Genomic DNA, 13,373 nt, shown 5'->3' on the forward strand with positions numbered 1-13,373 from the left:
CCACGTTCACGTGGGGCTTGGTACGTTCAAATTTTTCTTTTGCCATTGCAAATTCTCCAGAGAAAAGAGCAAACCTGTGTGATGTTTAAGGTCTGCACCGCATTGCTGTTTCGCCCCGCACAGGTGACAGGGCGGCATGCAGTCGCAGACCGGCAACTTGTTTCAATCCGAGTTCGCCCGAAGACAGCGTCAGCTGTCTTCGGGCGAATTTCGGATTATGACCGAAATGCTTACTTAGCGCGAGCGGCCACGATGGCTTCGGCCACGTTACGAGGAGCTTCGGCGTAGTGCTTGAATTCCATCGTGTAGCTGGCGCGACCTTGGGTCATCGAACGCAGCGACGTGGCGTAGCCGAACATTTCCGACAGAGGCACTTCGGCCTTGATGGCCTTGCCGCCACCGACCATGTCGTCCATGCCTTGCACCATACCGCGACGGGAAGACAGGTCACCCATCACCGTACCGGCGTAGTCTTCCGGTGTTTCCACTTCCACAGCCATCATGGGTTCCAGGATGACGGGGTTGGCCTTGCGGGCAGCTTCCTTGAAACCGAAGATGGCGGCCATCTTGAACGCCATTTCGTTCGAGTCCACATCGTGGTACGAGCCGAAGGTCAGACGCACCTTGACGTCCACCACGGGGTAGCCAGCCAGCACGCCGGAAGTCAGGGCTTCGATCACGCCCTTTTCCACCGCAGGGATGTATTCGCGAGGAACCACACCACCCTTGATTTCGTCGACGAACTCGAAGCCCTTGCCGGCCTCTTGAGGCTCCAGCGTCAGAACCACGTGACCGTACTGACCCTTACCACCGGATTGGCGAACGAACTTGCCGTCCACGTCCTTGACCGTGTTGCGGATCGTTTCGCGGTAGGCCACTTGGGGCTTGCCCACGTTGGCTTCCACGTTGAATTCACGCTTCATGCGGTCAACGATGATTTCCAGGTGCAGCTCGCCCATACCGGCGATGATGGTCTGACCGGATTCTTCGTCGGTACGCACGCGGAAGGAAGGATCTTCTGCAGCCAGACGCGACAGAGCGATACCCATCTTTTCCTGGTCGGCCTTGGACTTGGGTTCCACAGCCTGTGCAATCACGGGCTCGGGGAAGACCATGCGTTCCAGCACGATGGGAGCGGCGATGTCGCACAGGGTTTCGCCGGTGGTCACGTCCTTCAGACCCACGCAGGCAGCGATGTCGCCAGCACGGATTTCTTCGACTTCCACGCGGTCGTTGGCCATCATCTGCACGATACGGCCGATACGTTCCTTCTTGCCCTTCACGGCATTCAGAACGGTCTCGCCCTTGCTCAGAACGCCTGAGTACACGCGCACGAAGGTCAGCTGGCCCACGAACGGGTCAGTCATCAGCTTGAAGGCCAGGGCCGAGAACTTCTCAGCATCGTCAGCCTTGCGCGACAGCTTCTTCTCTTCGTCATCGGGATCGGTACCGGTAACGTCAGGAATGTCCACAGGCGCGGGCAGGTAGTCGATCACGGCGTCCAGCATGCGCTGCACACCCTTGTTCTTGAAGGCGGTACCGCACAGCATGGGCTGAATTTCGGTGGCCAGGGTACGGGTACGCACGCCGAGCTTCACTTCTTCTTCAGTCAGAGTACCTTCTTCCAGGTACTTGTTCATCAGCTCTTCCGAAGCTTCGGCAGCGGCTTCCACCAGGTTTTCACGCCACTTGTTGGCGGTCTCCACCAGCTCGGCGGGGATGTCCTGGTATTCGAACTTCATGCCCTGGGAAGCTTCGTCCCAGATGATGGCCTTCATCTTGACCAGATCGACCACGCCCGTGAAGTTGTCTTCAGCGCCGATGGGGATCACCACGGGCACAGGGTTGGCCTTCAGGCGCAGCTTCATCTGGTCGTAGACCTTGAAGAAGTTGGCACCGGTACGGTCCATCTTGTTCACAAAGGCCAGACGAGGCACCTTGTACTTGTTGGCCTGACGCCACACGGTTTCGGACTGGGGCTGCACGCCGCCCACAGCGCAGTACACCATGCAAGCACCGTCCAGCACGCGCATGGAACGCTCCACCTCAATGGTGAAGTCCACGTGGCCGGGGGTGTCGATGATGTTGAAGCGGTGTTCGGGGTAGGACAGGTCCATGCCCTTCCAGAAGCAGGTCACAGCAGCCGAAGTGATCGTGATGCCGCGCTCTTGTTCCTGCTCCATCCAGTCGGTCGTAGCAGCACCATCGTGCACTTCGCCCAGCTTGTGGGTCACGCCTGTGTAGAACAGGATACGTTCGGTCGTGGTGGTTTTGCCTGCGTCGATGTGCGCCGAAATACCGATATTGCGGTAGCGCTCGATGGGGGTCTTGCGAGCCATGATGGATCCTTGATTGATCGTATGGGAGATCTGCTGGACCCCGCCTTGTGTGCAGGACCAGCAGTTCAATATGGGGACGCTCTAAATCGAGACAAGGCCGCAGCAAATTTTTGCGTGCGGCCCCGTTCGCGAGAGCGAAATTCCGATTAGAAGCGGAAGTGGCTGAAAGCCTTGTTGGCTTCGGCCATGCGGTGCACTTCGTCACGGCGCTTCATAGCGCCGCCACGACCTTCGGTGGCTTCCATCAGTTCGTTGGCCAGGCGCTGGGCCATGGACTTTTCACCACGCTTGCGAGCGGCTTCCTTGATCCAGCGCATGGACAGAGCCAGACGACGGACAGGGCGCACTTCCACGGGCACCTGGTAGTTGGCGCCACCCACGCGGCGGGACTTCACTTCCACCATGGGCTTCACGTTGTTGATGGCGGTGGTGAACACTTCCAAAGCGTCCTTCTCGGGCGACTTCTTGGAGATCAGTTCCAGAGCACCGTAGATGATGCGTTCTGCAACAGCCTTCTTGCCGCCTTCCATGATCACGTTCATGAACTTGGACAGCTCGACATTGCCGAACTTGGGATCCGGCAGAATTTCACGTTTGGGGACTTCGCGACGACGTGGCATTTTTTACCTCTATCTTTGCTTCAGTTGGCATCTTTTCAGACACCGCGAGAGCCAAAACTGGACTCCCACTTACTCGACCCACACAAAACATTTGTGCTTCGGGTCACTACGCTGAATCTCGCGCCACGCGGGATACAGCACCTACTTGTCTTTTCAAAAAACCAGGGCTTACTTGGCCTTAGGCTTCTTGGCACCGTACTTGGAACGGGCTTGCTTACGGTCCTTGACGCCTTGCAGGTCAAGCGAACCGCGCACGATGTGGTAACGCACACCAGGCAAGTCCTTCACACGGCCGCCGCGAACCAGCACCACGCTGTGTTCTTGCAGGTTGTGGCCTTCACCGCCGATGTACGAAATGACTTCGAAACCGTTGGTCAGACGCACCTTGGCCACCTTACGCAGAGCCGAGTTAGGCTTCTTGGGCGTGGTGGTGTACACACGGGTGCACACGCCACGGCGTTGGGGGCAGTTTTCCATAGCAGGGCTCTTGGATTTGACAACTTCGACCGTGCGGCCCTGACGCACGAGTTGGTTAATGGTTGGCATTAAAAACGTCCCTAAACGTGAATTTGCTTTTCAAAGCGAAAACGTGAAACCCTTCGGAAATTCCGAAAAGCCCTCAAATGTACCAGCTTGGTCAAGTGCAAGCAAGGGACGCTGCATAACCCCTTGCTAACCACCGGCTGCACAAGCCCCGTGGAATCAAGCACTTGCGCGCCGGCAGCGGCACGGGCCGCCGGCACCCTGCCCGGGTGGTTTACATGATCCAGAGGCGGATGGCATCCCACAGGCGGCCGAAGAAGCCGGCTTCCGGCACATCCTCCAGGGCCACCACAGGCACTTCAGCCACGGTGTCCGCACCCAGCAGCACCTTCAAGGAGCCGACGTTCTGCCCCTTGGCGATGGGTGCCACCAGCGGATCCTTGCGCACCACCTGGGTGGTCAGCTTGCCTGCGCTGCCGGCCGGCACGGTCACCACAATGGCGCTTTCCTGGCCGATCTTCAGCGTGTCCTTCTGGCCCTTCCACAGACGGGCTTCTTCCACGGGCTGGCCGGCATCGAACAGCTTGACGCCGTCGAACGCGGTGTAACCCCAGTTCAGCAGCTTCTGGCTTTCGCCCGAACGCGCGTTCTCGCTGGCCGTGCCCAACACGATGGACAGCAGGCGACGGCTGCCCACATTGGGCATGTCGCGCTTGGCCGTGGCCACCAGGCAGTAGCCGGCAGCAGCGGTGTGGCCGGTCTTCAGACCGTCCACCGAGGGATCACGGAACAACAAAGCGTTGCGATTGTTGCTATTGGATGCAGGCGTACCCGGGTAACGGTATTGCTTGGTCGAGTAGTAATGCATGTACTGCGGGAAGTCATGCATCAGGCGCGTAGCGAGGATGGACAGGTCGCGCGCCGTCGTCAGGTGACCCGGCTCGGTCAGACCTTCGGGGTTCTTGTACGAGGTGTTCTTCATCCCGAGGGCCTTGGCCTGCTCGTTCATGAGGCGCACAAAGTTTTCCTTGCTGCCGCCCACGCCTTCCGCCAGCGCCATGGTGGCATCGTTGCCCGACTGGACGATCATGCCATGCAGCAGGTCATCCACCTTCACCTGCATCTTGGGGTCGATGAACATGCGTGAACCCGGCATCTTCCAGGCCTGCTCGCTCACCGGCAGCGTCTGCTCCAGCGTGATCTTCTTGGTGCGCAGCGCGTCGAACACCAGATAGCCCGTCATCAGCTTGGTCAGCGAGGCTTGCTCGATGGCCACATCCGGCTCCTTGGAGGCCAGGATCTGGTTGGCCGTCACATCGATCAGCAGGTAGTTGCGGGCCGCGATCTCGGGGGGTTGGGGTTGGGCGATCTGCGCCAGACCCCAGACCGGCACCAGGGCCGCACTCAGAACCAGGGCTTGCAGGTGCGTTTTCACAGTTTTCATGGGAACAGAATGCTCAGACAAATAGACAAAACAAAAGAAAAAGGGTGAGTGATGGCCTTCCAGCCATCATGTTGCCGACAGCAGGTGGCGCACCACCAACCCTTTGAGCAACGGCAATTGTCCGTGGAAGAAATGCCCGCCTCCGGGCACGACGGTTACAGGCAGTATCTGTGGCCGCGCCCAGTCCATCACGGCGGACAGGGGCACGGTGTCGTCCTGCTCGCCGTGGACCACCAGCGTGCGCTCATGGGCCTCGGGCGGCACAGGCGCCACCTCGAAGCGGCTGGCCGCCGTCCCCACCAGCACCGCCTTGGCGATGCGGTCTTCGTGCCACAGCGTGGCCAGGGCATGGCTGGCCACAAAGGCGCCAAAGGAGAAGCCGGCCAGCGCCAGCGGCCCCGCAGGTGCCACCTGGCGCACCACGGCCAGCAGGTCATCCAGCTCGCCGCGACCTGCATCGTGCGTGCCGGCGCTGGCGCCCACACCACGGAAATTGAAACGCACCGTGGTCCAGCCGCACTGCACAAACGCACGTGCCAGGGTCTGCACCACCTTGTTGTCCATGGTGCCGCCGAACAGCGGGTGGGGATGTGTGATCACCGCCACGCCGCGCGGGGCAGGCAGCCCCCCGTCCAGGCTCGGCTGGTCACGCAAGGCCTCGATGGCGCCTGCTGCGCCAGTCAGGGTGAATTTTTCAGTCTGCACATTCACGTACTGCTATTCCATCAGGAGCTGCTCGCGCAATCACAGCGCGTCCAGCAGGGTAATTAGGCCAATGAAGCGTGTGAGCGCTTTTCAGCGCCCAAGTTCCGGCGGCACCAGCAGACGTTCCACCACCTGGCCATGTTTCAGGTGGGAATCGACGATTTCATCGATGTCTGCCTCGTCCACAAAGGTGTACCAAGTGCCTTCCGGATAGACCACGGCCACGGGGCCGGCCGCGCAGCGGTCCAGGCAACCGGCCTTGTTCACGCGCACCTGGCCTTTGCCGGCCAGGCCTTCTTCCTTGACCCGCTTCTTGCAATGGTCGAAGCCTTCCTTGGCGCCATGCAGGGCACAGCAGTCTTCGCCATTGGGGCGTTCATTGAGGCAGAAGAAGATGTGGCGGGCGTAGTAGCCGGCTTGCGCCTCGGGCGCGCGGGAGTGATCGCTCATGCCGCCATTCTAGGAGCGGCGGCGCGCTGCGCCACATACCAGCCCACATAGATGAGGGTCGCGTACGGCCACAGCCAGCCCAGCCACTGGGCCAGACCGTAGAAGCGGATGAAGCGCCCCTGCTCCCACACCTGCAGCGTCTGTGCAAAGTAGACATCGGTGGACGCCTGGTTGAGCCAGCTCAGGTGCATGGACAAGGCCACCAGCAGCAGCACGCCGCAGATGCGCCGCGGCACCGGCACCAGGGCCAGCGCCACCAGCCCCCCACCCCAGATGGCTGCACGCCCAGGGGCCTGCAGCCATTCCCAGGCATGGGCCGGCCCATAGGTCAGCGCCGCCGACAAGGCCGTCACCCCCACCCCCGCCAGCACGCTGCAGACCGCAAACACCGCGCGCCGCAGCTTGTGCGTGATGACGCAGTAGCCCAGCAGACAGGGGATCAGCAGGCCCAGCATCACGCACAGCAGCTCGGCGCCGGGCGTCAGCGGCGTCATGGGCGCATCCCACAGCGGCAGCCAGCTCATGAAAGGCGTGTCCTCCAACTGCTCGTCCAGCCACAGATCCAGCCGCTCCAGCACCTGGCCCAGCCCGAATGGCAGGGCCGTGGGGAACAGCAGCGCCGCCGGCCACAGCGCCAGCAAAGCCACCGCACCGCCGGACCCCGGCGCCAGCCAGCGCTCACGGAACTGCGCCCAACGCTGCAGGGCACCCAGGCGCTCCAGCAGCGCCGCCAGCAAAGCCCCCAGCAGCGCGCCGCCGGCGTTCAGCGACAGGTCCATATTCGACGGCACGCGCCGCGGCAGGTAGATCTGCAGGAATTCCATGCCCAGCGACAGCGATGCACCCAGCAGCGCCGCCAGTGGCACGGCCCAGCGTGCACGCCGGCCATCGCGCAGCATGCCCAGCGCCAACAAGAAGCCCAGCGGCACATAGCCGGCGATGTTGGTATTGACGTCGAACCAGGTCCAGTAGGGAGGCGGCAGCTTCGCCGTCAGAAACACCCACGGGTCCACCCCCTGCACGCGCCAGCCTTCGAACGGAAACAGGCTGGCGAACACAATCAGCGCGGCATAGATGGCCGCCAGGGTCCATGCGGAGCTGCGTGGCTGCATAAGGCGAAAGTTCTCCTCCTAGCGGCGCACCAGCGCAGGCACGGCCGCAGTGCTTTCCACGTGGAAAGCGGGGCTTAGAAAGGCTTGACCACCACCAGCACCACCGCCACGATCAGCAGCAGCACCGGAATTTCATTGAACCAGCGGAACCAGCGGTGGCTGTGGCGGCAGTCATCGGCCGCCAGCTGCTGCAGCAGCCGGGCGCACACCCCGTGGTAGACCACCACCAGCACCACCACAGCCAGCTTGGCGTGCAGCCAGCCGCCGGCAAAACCATAACCCAGCCACAGCCACAGACCCAGGCCCACGGCGGGCACCGCCAGCATGGTGGTGAAGCGCAGCAGTTTGCGTGCCATCAACAGCAGGCGCTCGCGCTCGGCCACGGAGCCGGGCGTCACCATGGCCAGATTGACGTAAATGCGTGGCAGATAGAAGAGGCCAGCGAACCAGCTGGCCACGAACACAATGTGAAAAGCTTTGACCCACAACATGGGGTCCAGTGTACGAGCCGTACGCAGCACAAAAAAGCCCGGCCGAAGCCGGGCTGGGAAATTCCTCGAAACGAGGACCTGCTCAGGGAGGTGAAGCAGGGGATCCAGCGAACCGGCTCCGGCATGCAATCTAGCGCTCAGTCATCAGCCAGCGCACACTGTTCGTCAGAAGCTGGCTGTTACACGCTCAATGGTCGTCACCAACGGAAAAACCCGCCGCCAGCGGCAGGACCAGCGGCATCCGATGGCTTGCAGTGCCTGCGGGTGTACCACGGTGGCACTGCATGACAGCACCCGCAGCCAGGGGCACAATGGCAGCATGCATTTGTCCAACCCCACCCCCTTTCCCCAGAACCGCCCCCGTCGCCTGCGCCGCGACGCCTTCACCCGCAATCTGGTGCGCGAGAACCGCCTGTCGGCCCACGACTTCATCTACCCGGTGTTTGTGCACGAAGGCACGAACCGCCGCGAAGCCGTGCCGTCCATGCCCGGTGTGGACCGCCTCAGCCTGGACCTGCTGTTGCCGGTGGCCGAAGAATGCGTGAAGCTGGAAATCCCGGTGCTGGCCCTGTTCCCCAACATCGACGCTGCGCTCAAGACGCCCGATGGCAAGGAGGCCCTGAACCCCGACGGCCTGATCCCCCGCGTGGTGCGTGCCCTGAAAAAGGAGTTCCCCGGCCTGGGCGTGATGACCGATGTGGCGCTGGACCCCTACACCAGCCACGGCCAGGACGGCATCCTGGACGAGACCGGCTATATCCTGAACGATGAAACCGTGGAAGTCCTGGTCGGCCAGGCGCTGAACCACGCCGCTGCCGGCGTGGACATGGTGGCGCCCAGCGACATGATGGACGGCCGCATCGGCGCCATCCGCGAAGCGCTGGAGCTGCAAGGCCATATCCACACCCGGATCATGGCCTACAGCGCCAAGTACGCCAGCGCCTTCTACGGCCCCTTCCGCGACGCCGTGGGCACCCGTGGCGCACTGGGCAAGGCCGACAAGAACGTCTACCAGATGGACCCCGCCAACACCGACGAAGCGCTGCGCGAAGTGGCCCTGGATCTGGCCGAAGGCGCGGACATGGTGATGGTCAAGCCCGGCATGCCGTACCTGGACGTGGTGCGCCGCGTCAAGGACGAGTTCAAGGTGCCCACCTTTGCCTACCAGGTGTCGGGTGAGTACGCCATGCTCAAGGCCGCGGCCGCCAACGGCTGGCTGGACCACGATGCGGTGATGATGGAAGCCCTGCTGGCCTTCAAGCGCGCCGGTGCCGATGGCATCCTGACCTACTTCGCCATCGACGCGGCCAAGAAGCTGCGCCAGCAGGCGTAAGCCGGGGCCACAGCACTCCACCCGGCCCCTGCGGCCACCGCCGCTGACCGGCTCCGCCAGCGCGCTGCACATCCATGGCCCCCATGGCTGCTGCAGCGCCTGCAGGGCCCATCATGCGGCCCTTTCGAGGCACGACATGCACCTGCTGCGCATCCACCCCGCTGCCCACCTGGTGGAAGACCGGGGCACCGCCCTGCCCTCCGCTGCGCCGGAGCCGGGCAGCTTCTGGTGGCTGGCCTGCGAGCGCACCGAGCTCGAGGCCCGGCTGCCGGAAATCCAGGCCATGCTGCAGGCCGTCTGCGGTGCGCCGCTGCTGGACCTGCATGTGTCCGACCTGCTCAACGCCCACATCCCGTCCACCTCGGACTACACCTCCCAGTACGACGTGATGCTGTTCCACCGCCTGGTGGACTCCGGCGCCAGCGACTCGCCCGCCGCCATCCGCGCCGCCGGCAAGGGTGGCACCGCGCCGCCGCCCACCCCGGTGCTGCAGCGCGTACGCACCCAGCCCATCGGCTTTGCGGTGTACGACCAGTTGCTGCTGACCGTGCACCCGCCCGCCTGTCCGCTGCAGCGGCAGTTCCAGCATCGGCTGGAGATGGCCCGCCAGGTACCCGAAGGCCGGCCCGGTGCCGCCAAGCTGCCGCACAGCCCGGCCGACCTGATGCTGCGCATGCTCAACCAGATGGTGGACGGCTACCTGGACCTGCGCCGCGTGATGACGCGCCAGCTGGACCACTGGCAGCTATCGCTGCTGCGCCCACGCGCCAAGTTCCACGACTGGAGCGCGGTGCTGGATGCCCGCCTGGCGCTGCACCAACTGGACGAAATCTGCGAAGACCAGCGCGGTGCCGTGCAGGACTGGATCGAGGCCATGGACAGCTGGCCCGACGACTCCGGCCACGACCGGCGCGAGCACGAACTGCTGCGCGTGCGCTCGCGCGACGTGCTGGAACACATCGAGCGCGTGATCCACCATGTGCGCCGCATCGAGCAGAGCGCCGAAGCGGCCGTGCAGATGCATTTCTCGTCGCAGAGCAACCGCGCCAACGACATCATGCGCACGCTGACCACCCTCACCGCCGTGTTCCTGCCGCTGAACCTGATTGCGGCCATCTTCGGCATGAACTTCGAATTCATTCCCTGGATCCACCAAAGCCATGGCTTCTGGTGGGCCATGGCCAGCATGGGGCTGATCGCCCTGGCGCTGCTGGTGTTCTTCTGGCGCCGGCGCTACCTGGACCGCAACAGCCTGCGCTGATGGCGCGTGGCGCAGGTGACACCGCAGACACCGGGCGCTGGCAGGACCGCTCCCCGGCCTCGCATCGCCGCAGTACCATGGCCCCGGCGCGTGGGGCACGGTCTGCCTGCCCGCGAGCACCCAGCAAGCGGCAGGCGCACACCGTCCTCAGCTTCGCAGCTGCGCATCCAGAAATGCCAGCGTCCTGTCCCGCGCCACCAGGGCCGAGGCATCGTCGTAGCTGGCACGCTGGTCACAGTTGAAGCCGTGGTCGGCGTCATAGACAAACACCTGGGCCTGGGGCTGGACCTGGTCAAAGGCCAGCACCGTGTCGACGGGGATGAAATGGTCGTGGCGACCGAAATGCGCCATCACCGGGCACAGCGGCTGCCGGCTGCGCTCCTCGGGCCCGGTCATGCCTCCGCCGTAGTAGCAGACGGCCGCCGACAGCTGCGGCAGGCTGCAGGCCGCGCGCCAGGCCAGCAGCCCGCCCCAGCAAAAGCCCACGGCACCCACTTTCTGGCCGGTGGTGGTGGCCAGCCAGTCCACGGCGGTGCCGATGTCCTGCGCCATACCGGGGGCGGGCAGGGCTTCGGCCTGGGCCTTGAGCTGGCGCCCCTGCTGCATGTCCGCCTCGCTGTAGCCCAGCTCCACGCCCAGCGTGTCGCCGGGAGCCAGCCGGTAGAACAGCGCCGGCGCCACAGCCGCAAAGCCCCGCGCCGCAAAACGCTCGGTCACGGCGCGGATGTGGCTGTTGACGCCGAAGATTTCCTGCAACACCACCACGGCCCCGCACAACGGGCCCTCGGGAATGGCCGCCCAGGCGGGCAGCACGCGACCGTCGGGGGTCTGCAGATTCAGGAGTTGGCCGGTATGGGGCATGGAGCTTCCTAGGGAGGGCGGGCGCCGAGGTCAAAGCGGGGGCGAAGCCACGGCACCCTGCGGGCAAGGTGCCGTGCTGTAATGCTTGGCGGTATTGCCAGACAACAGAGTAATTTTTACAGGAGACCGCATGTCGCCACCACCCATCGTCCTGATTACCGGTGCCAGCCGTGGTATTGGCGCCGCAACCGCCCGCCTGGCTGCCGCCCGGGGCTGGGCCGTGGCAGTGAACTACCAGCAGCGCCGCGATGCCGCCGATGCCCTGGTGCACGAGATCCAGTGCGCCGGCGGCGAGGCCATGGCCGTGCAAGGCGATGTGGGCGACGAAACCCAGGTGGTGGCGATGTTCGAAGCCATGGACCGCCACTGGGGCCGGCCGCTGTCGGCCCTGGTGAACAACGCCGGCGTGGTGGACCGCCCCAGCAAGGTGGTCGACATGTCCGCTGCGCGGCTGGAACGCATGTTCCGCGTCAATGTGCTGGGCAGCTTCTACTGCGCACGCGAGGCCGTGCGCCGCATGAGCACGGCACACGGCGGCCAGGGTGGCAGCATCGTCAATGTCTCCAGTGCCGCCGCCTTGCTGGGCGCAGCCCACCAGTATGTGGACTATGCCGCCGCCAAGGGTGCGGTGGATGTGATGACGCGGGGCCTGGCCAAGGAGGTGGCGGCCGAGGGCATCCGCGTCAACGCCGTGCGCCCGGGGCTGATCGACACCGAGATCCACGCCAGCGGCGGCCTGCCCGACCGTGTGCGCGAACTGCAACACCAGGTACCCATGCAACGCGGCGGCTCCGCCGACGAGGTGGCAGAAGCTATCCTGTGGCTGATGTCTCCCGCTTCCAGTTACACCACGGCCAGCTTCACCGAAGTCTCCGGTGGCCGGCACTGAAATACACCCATGGACCTCAAACCCCTGATCACGCTGGTGGCCATCGTCAACCCGCTGGCCATCGTCCCTTTTTTCATCCACTACACCCAGGGGTTTGACGAGACCCAGCGCCGCCAGACCATCCGCACCGCCGCCATCAGCACCTGTGTGGTGATCTGCGCCTGTGCACTGATCGGGCTGCAGGTGCTGGATTTCTTCAACATCTCACTGCAGAGCTTTCAGGTCGGCGGCGGCCTGCTGCTGCTGATCAGCGCGATGAACATGCTCAACGCCCGTCCGGCCGAAGACCGGCCCAACACCGGCACGCTGGAGGCAGGGGTTGAAAAAGCGGCCATGGGCAACAGCATCGCGGTCGTCCCCTTGACCATCCCGCTGCTGACCGGGCCGGCCGCCATGTCCACCGTGGTGATCTATGCCGATCAGGCACGCAGCATCTGGCAGCACATTGCACTGCTGGGTTATGGCGTGGTGGTGGCTGCGGCCGTGTGGGCCGCGTTCTCGCTGGCCGACCCCATCAGCCGTGTGCTGGGCAAGACCGGCATCAATGTGATGACCCGCCTGATGGGCCTGATCCTGGCGGCACTGGCCATCGAGGTGATGGCCGGCGGCCTGGTGAAAATCTTCCCGGCACTGGGCGCTCACTGACACCCACTGCCCGCCCGCGGACCGTGCCGCTGGTGGCAAGGCTGCGGGAAGGGCATTCCCCTTCCCGCGCCCGCTTCTTCTTGCTGCTTGCCTCCCTCGCTCCCCCTTGTATGTGCCTGGAAGCCTAGAGACTGCTGGCCACCTGTTCCGTGCGGGCCTGCTGGTCCACATGGTCATCGCCCGTGGAGCAGGCGCCGCCGCAGCCATGGATGGGGGCCTGCGGCAGTGATTGCGGCAGGTAGACCACCCCCGAGGCGGGATCGAAATTCACATCCTGGAGGTGCTTGGCCAGCGCAGCATCCATGGTCTGGGCATGGTGGGTGAACCAGGTCACCAGCTCGGCAGCCATGCCGCGGATCACATGCAGTTCCCCCTGGGCGCCACGCTCCGCACCCTCGCGCATGATCTGCAGCACGACGCGGTGCTGCAGGCTGTGGCAGTTGTCCGGGGCAAAGCCGGTGCTGACCATCCAGCGGTCTTCCTGGCCGAAATGGCCGTCGGTATGCTCCACCAGGGCCTGCCAGGCGGCCGGAAGGTCGGCATCGGGAGCCACTTCCACCAGGGCCAGCAGGTCGACAAACTCCTGGTGCGTGTCATCCATCGCAGCCATATCCAGCGCCAGTTCGTCGCTCCATTCCAGTGTGGCCATGTGCCTGCTCCGCAAATTGCAATGCAGGGCAGCTTACGGCGACACGGCGGCCCTGCAGGTTGAGCCACATCAAGGATTCACTGTCCTGGTG

General features: G+C 64.1%; 14 protein-coding genes. 4 read left to right on the plus strand and 10 right to left on the minus strand.

Features of this window, described 5'->3' with window-relative positions; all coding sequences use genetic code 11:
* Positions 1-230: 230 nt before the first annotated feature.
* The 8 genes from fusA to B3349_RS18410 all read right to left on the minus strand — a co-directional run bounded on the left by fusA (position 231) and on the right by B3349_RS18410 (position 7,644).
* Positions 231-2,339, minus strand: coding sequence for an elongation factor G (gene fusA, locus B3349_RS18375; protein WP_291590916.1), 2,109 nt, complete (start codon positions 2,337-2,339; stop codon positions 231-233).
* A 146-nt stretch (positions 2,340-2,485) separates the two neighbouring features.
* Positions 2,486-2,959 carry a 30S ribosomal protein S7 gene (gene rpsG, locus B3349_RS18380; protein ID WP_066538882.1) on the minus strand — a complete coding sequence of 158 codons (474 nt, stop codon included), beginning with the start codon at positions 2,957-2,959 and terminating at the stop codon, positions 2,486-2,488.
* Positions 2,960-3,127: 168 nt separating this feature from the next.
* A complete protein-coding gene (rpsL, locus tag B3349_RS18385) occupies positions 3,128-3,505 on the minus strand; it encodes a 30S ribosomal protein S12 (protein ID WP_003059441.1) in 378 nt (125 codons plus the stop codon).
* 211 nt (positions 3,506-3,716) lie between these two features.
* Entirely contained in the window at positions 3,717-4,886 is a 1,170-nt protein-coding gene (locus B3349_RS18390; RefSeq protein WP_291590921.1) for a D-alanyl-D-alanine carboxypeptidase family protein, read from the minus strand.
* Between the two features lie 66 nt (positions 4,887-4,952).
* Positions 4,953-5,597, minus strand: a complete 645-nt coding sequence (locus B3349_RS18395) for an alpha/beta hydrolase (RefSeq protein WP_291590922.1) — start codon at positions 5,595-5,597, stop codon at positions 4,953-4,955.
* An 84-nt stretch (positions 5,598-5,681) separates the two neighbouring features.
* On the minus strand, positions 5,682-6,041 hold the full coding sequence (locus B3349_RS18400; RefSeq protein ID WP_291590924.1) for a (2Fe-2S) ferredoxin domain-containing protein: 360 nt from the start codon (positions 6,039-6,041) through the stop codon (positions 5,682-5,684).
* A complete protein-coding gene (locus tag B3349_RS18405; protein WP_291590926.1) occupies positions 6,038-7,153 on the minus strand; it encodes a VanZ family protein in 1,116 nt (371 codons plus the stop codon). Before B3349_RS18405 ends, B3349_RS18400 begins: the two co-directional genes overlap by 4 nt.
* Positions 7,154-7,227: 74 nt before the next feature.
* The gene (locus B3349_RS18410) at positions 7,228-7,644 is read right to left on the minus strand and encodes a CopD family protein (RefSeq protein WP_291590927.1); all 417 of its coding nucleotides are present in this window, start codon (positions 7,642-7,644) and stop codon (positions 7,228-7,230) included.
* Positions 7,645-7,963: 319 nt separating this feature from the next.
* Between B3349_RS18410 and hemB the strand changes: the two genes are divergently transcribed.
* A complete protein-coding gene (gene hemB / locus B3349_RS18415; protein WP_066538930.1) occupies positions 7,964-8,977 on the plus strand; it encodes a porphobilinogen synthase in 1,014 nt (337 codons plus the stop codon).
* Positions 8,978-9,113: 136 nt separating this feature from the next.
* Positions 9,114-10,238 carry a magnesium transporter CorA family protein gene (locus B3349_RS18420; protein ID WP_291590929.1) on the plus strand — a complete coding sequence of 375 codons (1,125 nt, stop codon included), beginning with the start codon at positions 9,114-9,116 and terminating at the stop codon, positions 10,236-10,238.
* A gap of 147 nt (positions 10,239-10,385) precedes the next feature.
* Here B3349_RS18420 and B3349_RS18425 read toward each other — a convergent pair whose 3' ends face one another.
* Positions 10,386-11,099, minus strand: coding sequence for a dienelactone hydrolase family protein (locus B3349_RS18425; RefSeq protein WP_291590931.1), 714 nt, complete (start codon positions 11,097-11,099; stop codon positions 10,386-10,388).
* Positions 11,100-11,229: 130 nt separating this feature from the next.
* Between B3349_RS18425 and B3349_RS18430 the strand changes: the two genes are divergently transcribed.
* Together B3349_RS18430 and B3349_RS18435 are read left to right on the plus strand one after the other, a co-directional pair.
* Positions 11,230-11,988, plus strand: a complete 759-nt coding sequence (locus B3349_RS18430; protein WP_291590933.1) for an SDR family oxidoreductase — start codon at positions 11,230-11,232, stop codon at positions 11,986-11,988.
* Between the two features lie 9 nt (positions 11,989-11,997).
* On the plus strand, positions 11,998-12,633 hold the full coding sequence (locus tag B3349_RS18435; RefSeq protein ID WP_291590935.1) for a MarC family protein: 636 nt from the start codon (positions 11,998-12,000) through the stop codon (positions 12,631-12,633).
* Positions 12,634-12,757: 124 nt separating this feature from the next.
* Here B3349_RS18435 and B3349_RS18440 read toward each other — a convergent pair whose 3' ends face one another.
* Positions 12,758-13,282, minus strand: a complete 525-nt coding sequence (locus B3349_RS18440; RefSeq protein ID WP_291590936.1) for a hemerythrin domain-containing protein — start codon at positions 13,280-13,282, stop codon at positions 12,758-12,760.
* Between the last annotated feature and the right edge of the window lie 91 nt (positions 13,283-13,373).

Source organism: Comamonas sp. UBA7528 (assembly GCF_002479375.1).
Lineage (GTDB): Bacteria > Pseudomonadota > Gammaproteobacteria > Burkholderiales > Burkholderiaceae_C > Comamonas.

Bases quoted from the DNA above. Each gene is read 5' to 3' on its own strand.
- fusA (WP_291590916.1), bottom strand. From the start codon at position 2,339: ATGGCTCGCAAGACCCCCATCGAGCGCTACCGCAATATCGGTATTTCG.
- rpsG (WP_066538882.1), bottom strand. From the start codon at position 2,959: ATGCCACGTCGTCGCGAAGTCCCCAAACGTGAAATTCTGCCGGATCCC.
- rpsL (WP_003059441.1), bottom strand. From the start codon at position 3,505: ATGCCAACCATTAACCAACTCGTGCGTCAGGGCCGCACGGTCGAAGTT.
- B3349_RS18390 (WP_291590921.1), bottom strand. From the start codon at position 4,886: ATGAAAACTGTGAAAACGCACCTGCAAGCCCTGGTTCTGAGTGCGGCC.
- B3349_RS18400 (WP_291590924.1), bottom strand. From the start codon at position 6,041: ATGAGCGATCACTCCCGCGCGCCCGAGGCGCAAGCCGGCTACTACGCC.
- B3349_RS18405 (WP_291590926.1), bottom strand. From the start codon at position 7,153: ATGCAGCCACGCAGCTCCGCATGGACCCTGGCGGCCATCTATGCCGCG.
- B3349_RS18410 (WP_291590927.1), bottom strand. From the start codon at position 7,644: ATGTTGTGGGTCAAAGCTTTTCACATTGTGTTCGTGGCCAGCTGGTTC.
- hemB (WP_066538930.1), top strand. From the start codon at position 7,964: ATGCATTTGTCCAACCCCACCCCCTTTCCCCAGAACCGCCCCCGTCGC.
- B3349_RS18420 (WP_291590929.1), top strand. From the start codon at position 9,114: ATGCACCTGCTGCGCATCCACCCCGCTGCCCACCTGGTGGAAGACCGG.
- B3349_RS18425 (WP_291590931.1), bottom strand. From the start codon at position 11,099: ATGCCCCATACCGGCCAACTCCTGAATCTGCAGACCCCCGACGGTCGC.
- B3349_RS18430 (WP_291590933.1), top strand. From the start codon at position 11,230: ATGTCGCCACCACCCATCGTCCTGATTACCGGTGCCAGCCGTGGTATT.
- B3349_RS18435 (WP_291590935.1), top strand. From the start codon at position 11,998: ATGGACCTCAAACCCCTGATCACGCTGGTGGCCATCGTCAACCCGCTG.
- B3349_RS18440 (WP_291590936.1), bottom strand. From the start codon at position 13,282: ATGGCCACACTGGAATGGAGCGACGAACTGGCGCTGGATATGGCTGCG.